Consider the following 15,540-nt stretch of genomic DNA (forward strand, 5'->3'; position numbering starts at 1 on the left):
TCCGCATGAAGGTCAAGGCAGCTGTACTCACGGACTTCAGGACCCCGTTCGAGATCACCGAGCTGGACCTGGACGGCCCGCGGGAGGGCGAGGTCCTGATCCGGTACGTCGCGGCCGGCTTGTGCCACTCGGACCTGCACCTCTCCGACGGCGACCTGCCGCCGCGGTTCCCGATCGTCGGCGGGCACGAGGGTGCCGGGATCATCGAGGAGGTCGGGCCGGGCGTCACGAAGGTCAAGCCCGGTGACCACGTGGTGTGCTCGTTCATCCCGAACTGCGGCACGTGCCGCTATTGTGCGACGGGGCGCCAGAGCCTGTGCGACATGGGTGCGACGATCCTGGAGGGGAGCTTCCCGGACGGCAGCTTCCGGTTCCACAAGGGCGGGGTCGACTACGGCCAGATGTGCATGCTCGGCACTTTCGCTGAATACTCGACGATCTCGCAGCACTCGGTGGTCAAAGTGGACGAAAGCGTGCCGCTGGAGACCGCGGTGCTCGTCGGCTGCGGTGTCCCGACCGGGTGGGGCACGGCCGTGTACGCGGGGGACGTGCGGCCGGGTGAAACCGTGGTGATCTACGGGATCGGCGGGATCGGCATCAACTCGGTGCAGGGTGCGGCGCACGCCGGGGCGAAGAACGTCGTGGTGGTCGACCCGCTGGCGTTCAAGCGGGACACCGCGCTGAAGCTGGGAGCCACCCACGCCTTCGCGACGGCGGGTGAGGCGCACGAGGTGGTCACCGAGCTGACCCGCGGGCAGGGCGCGGACAAGGCGCTGGTCACGGTCGGGGTGGTGGACGAAGAGGTGATGTCGGCGGCGTTCGACGTCGTCGGCAAGGGCGGGGTCGTCGTGGTGACGGGCCTGGCGGACCCCGCGAAGGCGACGATCCACGTCTCCGGCGCGGTGCTCACCCTGTGGGAGAAGACGATCAAGGGGAGCCTCTTCGGCAGTGGTAACCCGCAGCGGGACATCCTCAAGATGCTGGACCTCTACCAGGCGGGCACATTGAAGCTGGACGAGCTGGTCACCAACCGGTACCGCCTGGAGGACGTCAACCAGGGGTACGAGGACCTGGTGGCAGGCAAGAACATCCGAGGCGTAGTCGTACACGGCTAAACGCAACCGGAAGCCGGCAACGAAAAGTAAGCGACTACCCCCAACCAGACCTCCCCCGCCCCCGATCCACAGCCGATCCTTAGTCGCCGACCAGGCGTGTCAAGGTACTCTTTCCCGCCTTGACACGACTGCTCGGCGACTGAAACACAATCAGGCATCGGGGGCGGGGGTGGTCGCACCCAAGGTGACCTTTCGAGCGTCGTGAGGCGTTTTTCCGCGCGAAGACGCCCACTGGACGGCTGCGTTAGTCAGCGTTAACCTGTTGGTGTGGCGAGTGTGCGTGAGCTGGGGTTGCCCCAGCGGGAGGCGTTCAGCGGGGACCTGCCGGAGCGGGTGACGATCTGGGAGGTCGGCCCGCGCGACGGGCTGCAGAACGAGCAGACCGTCGTCGGTCTGGAGACGAAGCTCGAGTTCCTCCGGCGGCTCGCCGGGGCGGGGCTGACGACCCTCGAAGCGACCAGCTTCGTGCACCCGAAGTGGGTTCCGCAGCTCGCCGACGCCGATGACCTCCTCGCCAAGCTCGGCCGGCGCCCGGGCGTGAAGTACCCGGTCCTGGTGCCCAACGAGCGCGGCCTCGACCGGGCGCTCGCGCTGGGTGTGGAGTCGATCGCCATCTTCGGCAGCGCCACCGAGACCTTCGCGCGCAAGAACCTCAACCGCTCCTACGACGAGCAGTTCGCGATGTTCGAGCCGGTCGTGCGGCGGGCCCGGCACGAAGGGCTGGAGGTGCGCGCCTACCTCTCGATGTGCTTCGGCGACCCGTGGGAGGGCGCCGTGCCCGTCGAGCAGGTCGCGAACGCCGGCCGCAGGCTGCTCGACATGGGCTGCTTCCAGCTCTCCCTCGGCGACACGATCGGCGTCGCCACCCCGGGGCACGTCGAAGCTGTCGTCCGCGCGTTCGACGACGTCACCAAGCTCGCCGTGCACTTCCACGACACCTACGGCCAGGCGCTGTCCAACACGCTGGCCGCGCTGAAAGCCGGAGTGACCACAGTGGACTCCTCGGCCGGCGGCCTCGGCGGGTGCCCGTACGCGAAGGCGGCCACCGGAAACCTCGCGACCGAGGACCTGGTGTGGATGCTCGACGGCTTGGGCATCGAACACGGGGTGGACCTCGACGCGCTGGTGCGGACGAGCGCCTGGATGGCACAGCAGCTCGGCCGCCCCAGCCCGTCACGGGTCGTGAAGGCACTGACCGGCGGCTGAATTCCTCGGCGGGCGGTCAGGCCTCGTCGATGGGCAGCTTCCCGGCCTCCCGGTCGGCGCGCAGCTGCGTCTTCAGCACCTTGCCGCTCGGGTTCCTGGGCAGCGCAGGCACCACCGCGATCTTCCGCGGCCGCTTGTACCGCGCCAGCCGGTCGAGGCACCACTCCTCCAGCTCCGCGGGCGTTGGCGCGTCGCCGGGGGAGCGCGGGGAAATCACCGCCAGCGGCGTCTCGCCCCATTTCTCGTCCGGCACGCCGATCAACGCGACCTCGCCGATCTTCGGGTGCGCCGCCAGCACGTTCTCCACCTCGGCGCAGTAGATGTTCTCGCCACCGGAGATGATCATGTCCTTCTTGCGGTCCACCACGAAGTAGTAGCCGTCCTCGTCCTGCCGCACCAGGTCGCCGGAGTGGAACCAGCCGCCGTGGAAGGCCTCCGCCGTCTCGGCCGGCTTGTTCCAGTACTCCTTCATCACCATCGGGCTGCGGTAGACGATCTCGCCGACTTCGCCGGGAGCGACGTCGTTCATGTCGTCGTCGACCACGCGCACCTCGACGTTGAGCATCGGTGTGCCCACCGAGCCGATCTTGCGGATCGAGTCCTCGCCGCGCAGCAGCGTGGTCACCGGGCTGCACTCGGTCTGACCGAACGCCGTCGTCACCTCCGCCTGCGGGAAAGTGTCGATCATCGTGCGCAGCAACGTCGTCGACGCCGGCGCCGCGCCCCACGAGATCTTCGACAGCGACGACAGATCCCGCGAAGCGATGTCCGGCACGTTCACGATCGCCTGCCACTGCGCGGGCACCAGGAACACCGACGACACCCGCTCGCGCTCCATCAGGTCCACCACCGCCACCGGGTCGAACTGGCCGCTCGGCAGCAGCACCGTCCGCCCGCCGAGCAGCAGGTTCGGCAGCATCCCGGACAGCCCGGCGATGTGGAACAGCGGCGCGGCGGCCAGCCACACCTTGTCACCGGGCCCGGTGTCCAGCGAGGCCATGTTGCTGAAGGCGTGCATGAGCAGATTGTGGTGCGTGAGCACCGCGCCCTTCGGCCGCCCGGTGGTGCCCGAGGTGTACATGATGAACGCGGCGTCCTGCTCGTCCACCGCGATCTCGTCGAACTCCGGCGACGCCGCGGCCAGCGCCTCCTCGTAGTCCTCCATGCCCTCGAACGCGCCGCCGAACACCAGGCACGGGCCCGGCTCCTCGACCTGCTCGCGCGCCTTGGCCAGCGCCGCGGCGAGCGGCGCGTGCACCACGCTCGCCCTGGCTCCGCTGTCGCTCAGCACGTAGGCGATCTCGTCGGCGACGAGCCGGAAGTTCACCGGCACGCAGATCGCGCCGAGGCGCGTCGACGCGAAGTAGACCTCGAGTACTTCCAGCGTGTTCAGGCCGAGCACGACGACCCGGTCGCCATAGTGCACGCCCCGGTCGCGCAGCGCGTTGGCCAGCCGGCTCACGCGCTGGTCGAACTGGCGGTAGGTGAGGGTGGCGCCCTCGAACGAGAAGGCGGGCTCGTCGCCCTGCTTGCGTGCGTGGCGGGCGAGCTGGCCGCCCATGGTCATCCCGCGCCCGAGGAGGCGGGGCACTTCGACAGCTCCGGACATCGGCAACCTCGGCGATCCGGTGGGTCAGGGTAACGCGTTTCTACCGTGCGCCGAGAGAAACAGTCAACACTGACCGTCAGCGAAGAGCAGCCGGTGCGCCAGCGACTTCCACAGCGCGACGTGCGGGTCGTTCGCCGGCTGCCGCCGCCGCTCGAAGGTGTAGGGCAGCGCCGCGCCCCGCATGCTCGTGAACAGCAGCTCCCGCAGCTCCGGGTAGTTCGGGTGCGTGCACACCGCGGGGCCCCAGATCCGGTCGCCGACGCGGCGGATCGCGTCCCGCAGCGCCCGCTCCTCCGGCCGCAGCGCCGCCGCCAGCGCCTCGTTCGTCCGCGCCGCGGTCCACAGCTCGACGGCGGCCCAGAACACGGGCTCGTGGAAGGTCATCCACAGCAGCTCGATGCACCGCTCGACCCGCCGCGGGCCCTCCGGTTCGCCGGCGAGCTGCTCGGCGACCCGCACCTCGGTCTGCGCGAGCCGGGTCGCGGTGAGGTGCTGCGTCGCCGCGACCAGCAGCTCGTCCCGCGACGGGAAGTGGTGCAGCAGGCGGCCACGCGACACGCCCGCCTTGGCCTGGATGGCCAAAGTGGACGCGCCCGCGTAGCCGAGTTCGACCAGGCACTCGACGGCCGCGTCCAGGATCAACGTGCGCGTGCCTGCCGCGCGGTCCTGCCGGGTCCGGGTTTCGGTCACCACGGGGATCACCATAACCCGATAACAGTCGGTGTTGACTGTTATGCCGAATCCTTGCACTCTCGCAGGGGAGTTCAACGGTTCGAGGAGGAGCCGCATGTACCCGGGTATCCACGCCGACGCCGACCCCGACAAGCCAGCCGTGATCATGGCGGGCTCGGGCGAGCGGCTGACCTACGGCGAGCTCGACGAGCGGTCCACCCGCCTCGCCGACGCCCTGACCAGCGCCGGGCTCGGCGTGGGCGACACCGTCGCCCTGCTCAGCGACAACTCGGTCCGCGCCTACGAGGTCTACTGGGCCGCCATGCGCTCCGGCCGCTACCTGGCCGCGGTGAACAGCCACCTGTCGCCCGCCGAGGTCGCCTACATCGTCACCGACTCCGGCGCGAAGGCCCTGGTCGTCTCGGCCGCACTCGGCCCGCTGGCCACCGCCGTGGCCGAGCTCGTGCCAGACGTCCCGGTCAAGCTGGTCTACGGCGGCGCGGCGGACGGGTACCGCGACTTCGACGAGTTCCTCGCCACCGGCTCGCCCGAGCGGCCCGCGGACCAGCCGGCGGGCGCCGACATGCTCTACTCGTCCGGCACCACGGGCCGCCCGAAGGGCATCAAGGTCGACCTGCCCGACCGCCAGGTGGACGAGCCGGGCGACGTGCTGACCCCGGTGCTGCGGCACATGTACGGCTTCGGCCCGGACACGGTGTACCTGTCCCCGGCGCCGGTCTACCACGCCGCGCCGCTGCGGTTCGGCGCGACCGCGCAGCGCCTCGGCGGCACGGTGGTGATGATGGAGCGCTTCGACGCCGAGGCCGCGTTGCGCGCGATCGAGACCTACCGCGTCACGCACAGCCAGTGGGTGCCGACGATGTTCGTGCGGATGCTCAAGCTGCCGGAGGAGGTGCGCGGCCGCTACGACCTGTCCAGCCACCGGGTCGCGGTGCACGCCGCCGCGCCCTGCCCGGTGGAGGTCAAGCAGGCGATGATCGGCTGGTGGGGGCCGGTGCTCTACGAGTACTACGCGTCCACCGAGGGCGCCGGGATGACGTTCATCGACAGCGAGCAGTGGCTCGCCAAGCCCGGTTCGGTCGGCTGCGCGGTGGTCGGGGTCGCGCACATCTGCGACGACGCGGGCAAGGAGCTGCCGACCGGCGAGGTCGGCACCGTCTACTTCGAACGCGACGAGGTCCCGTTCACCTACCACAACGACCCGGCCAAGACCCGCGAGGCGCAGCACCCCGAGCACGAGACCTGGACGACCACCGGCGACGTCGGCTACCTCGACGAGGACGGCTTCCTCTACCTGACCGACCGCAAGGCGTTCATGATCATCTCCGGCGGGGTGAACATCTACCCGCAGGAGGTCGAGGACGCGCTCGCCCTGCACCCGGCGGTGTTCGACGTCGGCGTGATCGGCGTGCCGGACGAGGAGATGGGGGAGGCGGTCAAGGCCGTCGTCCAGCCCGCGCCCGGCGTCACGCCCGGCCCGGAGCTGGAAGCCGAGCTGCTGGCCTACGTCCGCGAGCGGATCGCCCACTACAAGGCGCCGCGCAGCGTGGACTTCGTCGACGAACTGCCCCGCACCCCCACCGGCAAGCTGGTGAAGCGGCGGCTCAAGGAACGTTACGCGGCTCCGGCCGCGGCCAAGTAGGAGGAGGAGCCGTGCGAGACGCGGTGATCGTGGAAGCGGTGCGCACCCCGGTGGGCAAGCGTGAGGGCGGCCTGTCCGGCGTGCACCCGGTGGACCTGTCGGCGCATGTGCTGCGCGGCCTCGCCGAGCGGACCGGGATCGACCCGGCCGCCGTCGACGACGTCGTGTGGGGTTGCGTGAGCCAGGCCGGTGAGCAGACCGGCGACATCGCCCGCAACGCCGTGCTGGCGGCGCGCTGGCCGGAGAGCGTGACCGGCGTGACCGTCGACCGGCAGTGTGGCTCGTCGCAGCAGAGCGTGCACTTCGCCGCCGCCGGGCTGATCGCCGGGCACTACGACGTGGTGGTGGCTGGCGGCGTCGAGTCGATGAGCCGGGTTCCGATGGGCTTCTCGGCGCAGGGCAAGAACCCGCTGGGCGACCAGGTGCTGACCCGCTACGGCGGGGTGCGGCCCAACCAGGGGATCGGCGCGGAGATGATCGTCGAGCGGTGGGGTTTCAGCCGCACCCAGGTCGACGAGTTCTCCCTGGCCTCGCACGAAAAGGCAGCCACCGCGCAGGACGCGGGCGCGTTCGCCGAGCAGCTGCTGCCGGTCGCGGACGTCACCGCGGACGAGGGCGTGCGCCGGGGCGGGTCGCTGGAGAAGCTGGCCGGGCTCAAGCCCGCGTTCCGCGAGGACGGCGTCATCACCGCGGGCAACAGCTCGCAGATCAGCGACGGCGCCGCCGCCCTGCTGATGACGACCAGCGAGAAGGCGGCCGAGCTCGGCCTGCGGCCGATCGCACGCGTGCACACCGCGGTGCTCGCGGGCGACGACCCGGTGATCATGCTGACCGCCCCCATTCCGGCCACCCGGAAAGCCTTGCAGCGCAGCGGGTTGTCGATCTCCGACATCGGCGTGTTCGAGGTCAACGAGGCGTTCGCGCCGGTGCCGATGGCCTGGCTGGCCGAGACCGGCACCGACGCCAAGACCCTCAACCCGCACGGCGGCGCGATCGCGCTCGGCCACCCGCTCGGCGCGAGCGGCGCGCGCATCATGACCACCCTCGTGCACCACATGCGCGCCGCCGGCATCCGCTACGGCCTGCAGACCATGTGCGAGGGCGGCGGACAGGCCAACGCCACGATCCTGGAGCTGATCGCATGAGCGAGTTCCGCGAGAAGGTCCGCGCCTGGCTCGCCGAGAACGTGCCCGGCGACGAGGAACTGGCGAACGCCAAGCGGTTCCAGGCCGCGTTGTACGACGCCGGGCTGGCCGGCATCACGTGGCCGAAGGAGTTCGGCGGGCAGGGGCTCACGTCGGCCGAGCAGCAGGTCTTCGACCAGGAGTCGGCCCGCTACGACCTGCCCAACTCGGTCTTCCGGATCGGCATGGGCATGTGCGGGCCGACGATCCTCGACCTGGGCACGCCGGAGCAGAAGGCCCGGTACATCCCGCCGCTGCTGCGTGGCGACGAGATCTGGTGCCAGCTGTTCTCCGAGCCGGGCGCCGGGTCCGACGTCGCGAGCTTGCAGACCCGCGCCGTCCGGGATGGGGACGAATGGGTCGTGAACGGGCAGAAGGTGTGGACGACGGTCGCGCACCTGGCCGACTTCGGCGCGCTGCTCGCCCGCACCGACCCGGACGTGCCCAAGCACCAGGGCCTGACGATGTTCCTCATCGACATGCACGACGCGGCGGTCACCGTGCGGCCGCTGAAGGACATGACCGGGCGGGCGCCGTTCAACGAGGTGTACTTCGAGAACCTGCGCCTGCCCGCGGACGCGGTGCTCGGCCAGGTCGGCCAGGGCTGGCTCGCCGCGGTCACCATGCTCGGCCACGAGCGCGTGTCGATCGGCGGGTTCGTGCGCAAGCGGCACGACCCCCTGGCGCACGCGAACCTCGCCGAGACCGCCCGGCGGTACGGCCGTGACGCCGATCCCGTGGTGCGCGCCGAACTGGCGAAGCTCTACGCGGCGGAACGGGCGCTGGCCCTGTTCAACGTGCGGCTGCGGCAGGAGGCCGAGGCCGGGTCGCCGCCGGGCGCACGCGGGTCGGTGGCCAAACTCGCCGGCGCCCAGCTGCAGCAGCAGGCCGTCGCGGTCGCCGGGCTGATCGCCGGGCCGCGCGCGACGGCGTGGGAACCGGGCGACGCGGCCGGGGAGGAACTGGCGCTGGCGATCAACCAGACGCCGTCGTCGAGCATCGCCGGCGGCACCGACCAGATCCAGCGCACCATCATCGGGGACCGGATCCTCGGACTGCCCCGCGAACCCGTCGTCGACCGCGACGTGCCCTTCCGCGAGCTGCGGGTGGGCACGCAGCGATCCGCCTGAGAGGAGAGGGATCGTGCAGCTGGTGCTCGACACCGAACAGCAGCAACTGCGGTCGACGGTGCGCAAACTGCTCGCCGACCACAACAACGTCCGGTCCGTCGTGGACGGTGACGGCGCCTACGACGCCGTGCTGTGGCGGCACCTGGCCGAGCTCGGCCTGACCGGACTCGTGGTGCCCGAGGAGCTCGGCGGCGCGGGCGCGGGACATGTGGAGCGGGCCGTGGTGCTCGAAGAGCTGGGCCGCGCGCTCGCGCCGGTGCCGTTCTTCGCCTCCGCGGTGCTGGCGGCCGACGCGCTGGCGGCGCTGGGGGACACCGAGGTGCTGCCCGCGCTGGCGGCCGGTGAGAAGATCGGCGCGCTGGCGGTTTCACCGGGGTGGGGGCCGGCCCCGGTGAGTGCCACCGAACGCGATGGCGGCTGGGTGCTCGACGGGCACGCGCCGTTCGTCATCTCCGGTGACGTCGCCGAGGTCTTCGTCATCTACACGGCCGACGGGTGGTTCGTGGCCGAGGACGCGCGGCGGATGCCACTGACCACTTTGGACCCGACGCGTGGCCAGGCGAAGCTGGAGTTCGCCGCGTCCCCGGCGCGCAGGCTGGACACCGCGGACCCGGCCGCGGTGCTGGAGGAGGTGCGCGACCTCGCGTCCGTGGCGCTGGCCGCGGAACAGGTCGGCGGGATCGGGAAGGTGCTGGAGACCACCGTCGAGTACGCGAAGATGCGGGTGCAGTTCGGCCGCGCCGTCGGCTCGTACCAGGCGGTCAAGCATGCCTGCGCGGACCTCTACAGCACCAGCGAACGCGCGGAATCCCTGCTGCGGCACGCCGCCTGGGCCGCGGACCACGACCGGGAGGCGCTGCCGCTGGCCGCGGCCAGCACGCAGGCGTTCACCGGGCCCGCCTACTTCGCGGCGGCGGCGTCCGGCCTGCAACTCCACGGCGGCATCGGCTATACGTGGGAGCACGACGCGCACCTGTACTACAAGCGCGCCAAGAGCTGCGAGCTGCTGTTCGGCGGCCATGACGCGCAGCTGGCCCGGCTCGCCGGACGACTGGACGGTGTTTCGTGACGGACCAGCCGGTGCTGCTCGACCGGACGGGCGCGGTGCTCACCGTGACCCTGAACCGGCCGCACCGCAAGAACGCGATCGACCTGCCGATGTGGGACGGGTTGTACGACGCGTTCCACGACGCTGAACGGGACGACGACGTGCGCGTGGTCGTGGTCACCGGCGCGGGCGGCGACTTTTGCGCCGGCGCCGACCTGTCCGCGGACCGGAAGGACCACCCGTTGACCCGGATGCACCGGGTCAACGATGTCGCGCTGGCGCTGAACGAGATCTCCAAGCCGACGATCGCGAAGGTCGACGGCGTCGCGGTCGGCGCGGGCTGGAACCTCGCGCTCGGCTGTGACCTCGTGGTGGCTACCGAGCGGGCGCGGTTCAGCCAGATCTTCGCCCGCCGCGGGCTGTCGCTGGACTTAGGGGGCTCGTGGCTGCTGCCCCGGCACGTCGGGTTGCAGCAGGCGAAACGGCTCGCGCTGCGGGCCGAGATGATCGACGCGGCCGAGGCGCGCGACCTCGGCCTGGTCACCTGGGTGCGGCCCGTCGACGAGCTGGATTCCTTTGTGGACTCGATTGCCGCAGAACTGGCCGAGCTGCCGCCGGTCGCGCTGGCGCTGAGCAAGCGGCTGCTCGAAGAGGGCGCGAGCCGGACGCTACGCGAGGCCCTGGAGGGCGAGGCGCGGGCGCAGACGGTGAACTTCGCGACCGAGGACGCGCCCGCCGCGTTCGAGGCGTTCCTCACCAAGACGGAAGCGAAATACACGGGACGATGGGCGGTGCGGTGAGCAACGACGAAATCACCTACGAGGTCTCCGACGGGATCGCCACGATCACGCTGAACCGGCCGGCGCGGCTCAACGCGTTCACCTTGGAGATGGCGCACGAGCTGGTCGCGGCGTTCGACGAGGTGGACGCCGACGACTCGGTGCGGGTGGTCGTGGTGACCGGCGCCGGGCGCGGGTTCTGCGCGGGCGCGGACCTCGAACGCGGCGCGGGCACGTTCGACAAGAACGCCATCGGCGAGGTGAAGGGGTTCGGGGAGATCGACGGCGTGCCGCGGGACGCCGGTGGCGCGGTGGCGCTGCGGATCGCGGCGTGCAAGAAGGTCGTCATCGGCGCGTTCAACGGGCCCGCGGTCGGGGTCGGCGTGACGATGTCGCTGCCGATGGACGTCCGGATCGCCAGCGAGAACGCCAAGTTCGGCTTCGTGTTCGCGCGGCGCGGGATCCTGCTGGAGGCCGCCTCGTCGTGGTTCCTGCCCCGGATCGTCGGCATCTCGCAGGCGATGGAGTGGGTGGCGACCGGGCGTGTGTTCGACGCCGCCGAGGCCCGCGCGGGCGGGCTGGTGTCGCGGGTCGTGCCGCCGGACGAGCTGATCCCGGCGGCGACGGCGATCGCCCGCGAGGTCGCGGACAACACGTCGGCGGTGTCGGTCGCGGTGTCCCGGCAGCTGCTGTGGGGCATGCTCGGCTCGCCGACGCCGTGGGACGCCCACCGCGCGGACTCCAGCGCTTTGCTGCAGCTCGGCGCGGGCAAGGACGCGATGGAAGGCGTGATGGCGTTCCTGGAGAAGCGGGCGCCGGCCTTCCCGGGCCGTGTCTCCGTGGACTACCCGGACGGGGTCCCGCCCTTCCCCGGGACCCCGCGAGCCGGTGGCCCGGTCAGAAGCTGAGGTAACCGCCGTCGACCGTGATCGTGTCGGCGGTGTGGAACGCGCTCGCCGCGCTCGCCAGGTACACGGCGAGCGCGCCGAAGTCGTCCGGCCTGCCCCCGCGGCCGACCGGCATCCGCGGCAGCACCCGGCGCTGGAACCCTTCGGAGTCCAGCGCCGGGGCCGCCAGCGGCGTGTGCACCCAGCCGGGCAGGACCGCGTTGGCGCGGATGCCGTGCCGGGCCAGCTCGACGGCGATCGACTTGATCATCGCGGTGAGCCCGGCCTTGCTCGCCGCGTACGCCTGCCCGCGCGGCTGGCCCTGCACCGACGCCACGCTCGACGTGCCGACCAGGCTCCCGCCGGTGCCCTGCGCCAGCATCACCGTCGCCGCGGCCCGCAGGGTCAGGAACGCGCCGTCCAGGTCGACCCGGGTGACGCGGCGGAACTCCGCCAGCGACGTCTCGGTGAACCGGCTGCCCATCCCGCCCACACCGGCGTTGACGAAGCAGGAATCCAAGCTCCCCAACGCTTCCACGCTGCGCGCCATCGCGGACTCCACCTGGTCCTCGTCGCCGACGTCGCAGCGCACGGCGAGGACCTTGGTGCCGTGCCGGGACAGCTCGGCGACGGCTTCGTCGTTGCGTTCGGGGTTGGTGCCCCAGATCGCGACGTCGGCGCCGGCGGTGGCGAGCGCGCCGGCCATCGCGAGGCCGATCCCCGAATTGCCGCCGGTGATGACGGATCCGTGCCCGGTGAGGTCGAACGGGTTGGTCATCCGCGGATAGTGCCCCAGCGCTTCTTCGACCACCGCCGCGAGTTCGCCCGCACCGACTTCGAGGCGGGCGGCACCCCGCGCCGCGAAAGGGAGGAGCTGCTGAGGGAGATGTTCCGGCGCGCCGATCGCGCGGGCTGGCTGCGGTACGGGCTGCCGAAGTCCGTGGGCGGCAGCGACGGCAGAAACCTCGACATGGCGGTGATCCGCGAGCACCTCGCCGCGAAGGGCCTCGGCCTGCACAACGACCTGCAGAACGAGTCCTCGGTCGTCGGCAACTTCCCGTTCGTGCACATGTTCCTCGCCGCGGGCACCCCGGAGCAGCAGAGTGAGTTCGTCGAGGACATGATCACCGGGCGGAAGCGGGTCGCGTTCGGACTGACCGAACCGGACCACGGCAGCGACGCGACCTGGCTGGAGACGACCGCCGTGCTGGACGGCGACGGCTGGATTCTCAACGGCGCCAAGCGGTTCAACTCCGGCCTGCACTCGGCGACCCACGACGTGATCTTCGCCCGCACCTCCGGCGACGGCGGCGATCCGCGTGGCATCACCGCGTTCATCGTGCCCACCGACACGCCGGGGTTCTCCGTCGACTTCCACTGGTGGACATTCAACATGCCCACCGATCACGCCGAGGTCACGCTGACCGACGTCCGCGTGCCCGCCACCGCGGTGTTCGGCGAGGTGGGCAAGGGGCTCGCGCTGGCGCAGCACTTCGTGCACGAGAACCGGATCCGCCAGGCCGCCTCCGGCGTCGGCGCGGCGCAGTACTGCATCGACCGGAGCGTGGCGTACGCGCGGGAACGCCGGACGTTCGGCCGCCCGCTCGCCGAACTGCAGGCCATCCAGTGGCCCCTGGTCGAGTTGCAGACCGAGGCCGAGCTGGTGCGCACCCTCGTGCGCAAGACGGCGTGGGAGCTCGACCGCACCGACCACATGCTGATCAGCGACAAGGTGTCGATGTGCAACTACCGCGCCAACCGGCTGGTGTGCGACGCCGCCGACCGCGCGATGCAGGTGCACGGCGGGCTCGGCTACACGCGGCACACCCCGTTCGAGCACATCTACCGGCACCACCGCCGCTACCGGATCACCGAGGGCGCCGAGGAGATCCAGATGCGCAAGATCGCCGGCTACCTGTTCGGGTTCGCGGGGCCGAACAAGCGATGACCGGGCTGGCGGAGGCGCTCGGACGGCGGCTGGGCGCGGAGATCACCGGGCTGCGGCGGCTGAGCGGCGGCGCGAGCCGGGAAACCTGGGGCGTTCACCGCCGAGCCCGGCGGGCGGCTGGTGCTGCGCCGGGATCCGCCGGGGGAGTGCCGCCCGGCGGAAATGGCCCGGGAGGCGGCGTTGATCCGGGCCGCGCGCGAGGCCGGGGTGCCGGTGCCGCGGCTGGTGGACCACGCGCCGGACGTGCTCGGCTCGCCGTACCTGATCACCGAGCACGTCGACGGCGAGACGATCCCGTGGCGGTTGCTGCGGGACCCGGAGTTCGCGGATGTGCGGCCGAAGCTCGCGGCCGAACTGGGGCGGGTCGCGGCGCGCATCCACGCCATGCCGGACGTGCCCGGGCTGGCCTCGGCGGACCGGCTGGAGTCGCTGGTGGAGCTGTACGACGAGCTGGCCCAGCCGTTGCCGTCGCTGGAGATCGGGTTGCGCTGGTTGCGTGCACACCGCCCGGAACTGGCGGGGAACACCGTGGTGCACGGCGACTTCCGCACCGGCAACCTGATCATCGGCCCGGACGGGCTCGCCGCGGTACTGGACTGGGAGCTGGCGCACCGCGGCGATCCGCTGGAGGACCTCGGCTGGTTGTGCGTGAAGGCGTGGCGGTTCTCCTCGCCGCTGCCCGCGGGCGGGTTCGGCACCCGGGAGGAGCTGCTCGACGGGTACGCCGAGGCCGCCGGGTTCCGCCCGGGCCCCGCGGCCGTGCGCTGGTGGGAGGTGTTCGGCACGTTCCGGTGGGCGGTGCTCTGCCTGCGGCAGGCCGACCGGCACCTGAGCGGGCGGATCCGGTCGGTCGAGCTGGCGGCGGTCGGTCGGCGGGTGTGCGAGCAGGAGCACGACCTGCTGACGGCGCTCGGCACGCCCGCCGTCCCGGTGGACGCGGCGCCGGATCCGGCGCCGGACCTGCACGGCAGGCCGACCGCGGCCGAGCTGGTGGAGGCGGTGGCGGAGTTCCTGCGGGCCGACGTCATGCCGGGCACGAGGGACGGGTGTCGTTCCAGGCGCGGGTGGCGGCGAACGTGCTGGGCATCGTCTCACGCGAGCTGCGCCTGGGCGCTGCGCAGGAGCGGCGGCACGTGGACCGGCTCGCGGCGCTGGGGTTCGCGACGCACGCGGAGCTGGCGCGGGCGGTGCGGTCGGGCGCCGTGGCCGTGCCGGACGTGATCGCCGCCGTGCGGGCGGACGTGACGGACCGGTTGCTGGTGGCGAACCCGAAGTGCCTGGAGACGGCGTGAAGGAGATCGCGAGCGGCTGCGGTTCCCGGAGGGGCCGGTCGCGCTGGACGACGGCTCGGTGCTCGTGGTGGAGATCGAGCGCGTGACGTTGTCGCGGGTGTGGCCGGACGCGTCGGTCATAGTGGTCGCCGACTGCGGCGGCGGGCCGAACGGCGCGGCGATCGGGCCGGACGGCGCGGACGAGTGGCTTGCTCACCGTCCCGAAGCCATCACCGCGGCGCGGCGCCCGCGTACTTGAGCGGCAAGCCCGGCGCTGGCCGTGGCGGCCTGGGATGGTGCGCGCGCCCTCGCCCGGGGGTGGCCTTCACACCTGACCGGGCCGCGCCTCAACTGCCCTTTGTGAGCTTGTCCAGCTGGGTCTGCAGCTCGTCGAGCCGCGCGTGCAGCAGCGCGACCTCGGCCGACAGCAGCGGCACCAGCTCCGGCGCCGAGGTGGTCGAGCCGGTGGTGAAGGCGACCGCACGGTCGTCCCGGTGCACCGGCACCCCGGCCAGCCTGCTGAAATGCTCCAGCGTGAGCGGCGGGCGGTTGCCCGCGCAGGTCGAACACACCGGCAGCAGCTTGCGCCACCCCACGACCCCGGTGCCGGTGGCCACGAACACCTGAGCCGGCCAGCCGCACGCGCACAACCCCGCGTGCACGGCCGTCACCGTCTGCTTCGAGTACCGCACGCCCCGCTCGTACAGGAAGTAGCGCCCCGCGGCGTCCACCTCCAGCAGCACGCTCTGCTGGTACTGCGGGTCGCAGGCAAGCGCGCGGGCGTCGGCGAGTTCGTGGAAGCAGTAGAACCCGCAGTCGCACAGGCGGGACGGGCTCTGGTGACGGCTGCTCTGCGCGCACTTCGCCTCGGCTGTCACCCGGTAGGCGTGCGTGCGGCCGAGCGAAACGCCGGTGAACCCGGCTTCGGTGCCGTCGGCGGAGAGCATCGGGTAGGCGAGCTTGTAGCCGCGCAGCGGGACATCGCGCCGTTCCTGGGGCGTGCGGCGCAACGACAGCCTGCCCGCCAT

At 71.7% G+C, this 15,540-nt stretch carries 15 protein-coding genes and 1 pseudogene; 12 read left to right on the top strand and 4 right to left on the bottom strand.

Translation table 11 applies throughout. The features are described from left to right. Window positions 1–5 precede the first annotated feature (5 nt). A complete protein-coding gene (locus tag AMETH_RS10115) occupies window positions 6–1,115 on the top strand; it encodes an NDMA-dependent alcohol dehydrogenase (RefSeq protein ID WP_017981327.1) in 1,110 nt (369 codons plus the stop codon). Window positions 1,116–1,382: 267 nt separating this feature from the next. Further along, complete coding sequence (locus AMETH_RS10120; RefSeq protein WP_017981328.1) at window positions 1,383–2,321, top strand: hydroxymethylglutaryl-CoA lyase; 939 nt, start codon at window positions 1,383–1,385, stop codon at window positions 2,319–2,321. Between the two features lie 16 nt (window positions 2,322–2,337). Here the strand turns inward: AMETH_RS10120 and AMETH_RS10125 are convergent, their stop codons facing one another. Both AMETH_RS10125 and AMETH_RS10130 read right to left on the bottom strand, forming a co-directional pair. Then, window positions 2,338–3,930, bottom strand: a complete 1,593-nt coding sequence (locus AMETH_RS10125; RefSeq protein ID WP_038532024.1) for a long-chain-fatty-acid--CoA ligase — start codon at window positions 3,928–3,930, stop codon at window positions 2,338–2,340. Between the two features lie 63 nt (window positions 3,931–3,993). Beyond that, window positions 3,994–4,623, bottom strand: coding sequence for a TetR/AcrR family transcriptional regulator (locus AMETH_RS10130; RefSeq protein ID WP_223843101.1), 630 nt, complete (start codon window positions 4,621–4,623; stop codon window positions 3,994–3,996). A gap of 94 nt (window positions 4,624–4,717) precedes the next feature. Here AMETH_RS10130 and AMETH_RS10135 point away from each other — a divergent pair, with 94 nt between their 5' ends. Genes AMETH_RS10135 through AMETH_RS10160 form a run of 6 tightly spaced genes read left to right on the top strand, consistent with a single transcriptional unit; the run spans window position 4,718 to window position 11,314 of the window. Then, window positions 4,718–6,265 (top strand): acyl-CoA synthetase, encoded by a 1,548-nt coding sequence (locus AMETH_RS10135; protein WP_017981331.1) that lies wholly within the window; start codon window positions 4,718–4,720, stop codon window positions 6,263–6,265. 11 nt (window positions 6,266–6,276) lie between these two features. Next, complete coding sequence (locus AMETH_RS10140; protein ID WP_017981332.1) at window positions 6,277–7,410, top strand: thiolase family protein; 1,134 nt, start codon at window positions 6,277–6,279, stop codon at window positions 7,408–7,410. Continuing rightward, window positions 7,407–8,579 (top strand): acyl-CoA dehydrogenase family protein, encoded by a 1,173-nt coding sequence (locus tag AMETH_RS10145; protein ID WP_017981333.1) that lies wholly within the window; start codon window positions 7,407–7,409, stop codon window positions 8,577–8,579. Before AMETH_RS10140 ends, AMETH_RS10145 begins: the two co-directional genes overlap by 4 nt. A 13-nt stretch (window positions 8,580–8,592) precedes the next feature. Continuing rightward, on the top strand, window positions 8,593–9,648 hold the full coding sequence (locus tag AMETH_RS10150; RefSeq protein ID WP_017981334.1) for an acyl-CoA dehydrogenase family protein: 1,056 nt from the start codon (window positions 8,593–8,595) through the stop codon (window positions 9,646–9,648). Continuing rightward, entirely contained in the window at window positions 9,645–10,427 is a 783-nt protein-coding gene (locus AMETH_RS10155) for an enoyl-CoA hydratase/isomerase family protein (protein ID WP_017981335.1), read from the top strand. The genes AMETH_RS10150 and AMETH_RS10155 overlap by 4 nt, the downstream gene beginning before the upstream one ends. Continuing rightward, entirely contained in the window at window positions 10,412–11,314 is a 903-nt protein-coding gene (locus tag AMETH_RS10160; protein ID WP_017981336.1) for a crotonase/enoyl-CoA hydratase family protein, read from the top strand. Before AMETH_RS10155 ends, AMETH_RS10160 begins: the two co-directional genes overlap by 16 nt. Here the strand turns inward: AMETH_RS10160 and AMETH_RS10165 are convergent. Further along, entirely contained in the window at window positions 11,304–12,071 is a 768-nt protein-coding gene (locus AMETH_RS10165; RefSeq protein ID WP_026152983.1) for an SDR family NAD(P)-dependent oxidoreductase, read from the bottom strand. The genes AMETH_RS10160 and AMETH_RS10165 overlap by 11 nt on opposite strands. Before the next feature lie 9 nt (window positions 12,072–12,080). Between AMETH_RS10165 and AMETH_RS10170 the strand changes: the two genes are divergently transcribed. The 4 genes and pseudogenes from AMETH_RS10170 (at window position 12,081) to AMETH_RS10180 (ending at window position 14,771) form a co-directional block, all read left to right on the top strand. Continuing rightward, complete coding sequence (locus AMETH_RS10170; protein ID WP_017981338.1) at window positions 12,081–13,241, top strand: acyl-CoA dehydrogenase family protein; 1,161 nt, start codon at window positions 12,081–12,083, stop codon at window positions 13,239–13,241. Between the two features lie 162 nt (window positions 13,242–13,403). Beyond that, window positions 13,404–13,952, top strand: a pseudogene (locus AMETH_RS39840) (phosphotransferase family protein); the annotation flags it as partial. 365 nt (window positions 13,953–14,317) lie between these two features. Next, window positions 14,318–14,533 carry a DUF6285 domain-containing protein gene (locus AMETH_RS39845; RefSeq protein WP_267283423.1) on the top strand — a complete coding sequence of 72 codons (216 nt, stop codon included), beginning with the start codon at window positions 14,318–14,320 and terminating at the stop codon, window positions 14,531–14,533. A 58-nt stretch (window positions 14,534–14,591) separates the two neighbouring features. Further along, entirely contained in the window at window positions 14,592–14,771 is a 180-nt protein-coding gene (locus AMETH_RS10180) for a hypothetical protein (protein ID WP_017981340.1), read from the top strand. An 88-nt stretch (window positions 14,772–14,859) separates the two neighbouring features. Here AMETH_RS10180 and AMETH_RS10185 read toward each other — a convergent pair whose 3' ends face one another. Next, window positions 14,860–15,540 (bottom strand): hypothetical protein, encoded by a 681-nt coding sequence (locus AMETH_RS10185; protein WP_017981341.1) that lies wholly within the window; start codon window positions 15,538–15,540, stop codon window positions 14,860–14,862.

This window comes from Amycolatopsis methanolica 239, assembly GCF_000739085.1.
GTDB classification, from domain to species: Bacteria; Actinomycetota; Actinomycetes; order Mycobacteriales; family Pseudonocardiaceae; genus Amycolatopsis_E; species Amycolatopsis_E methanolica.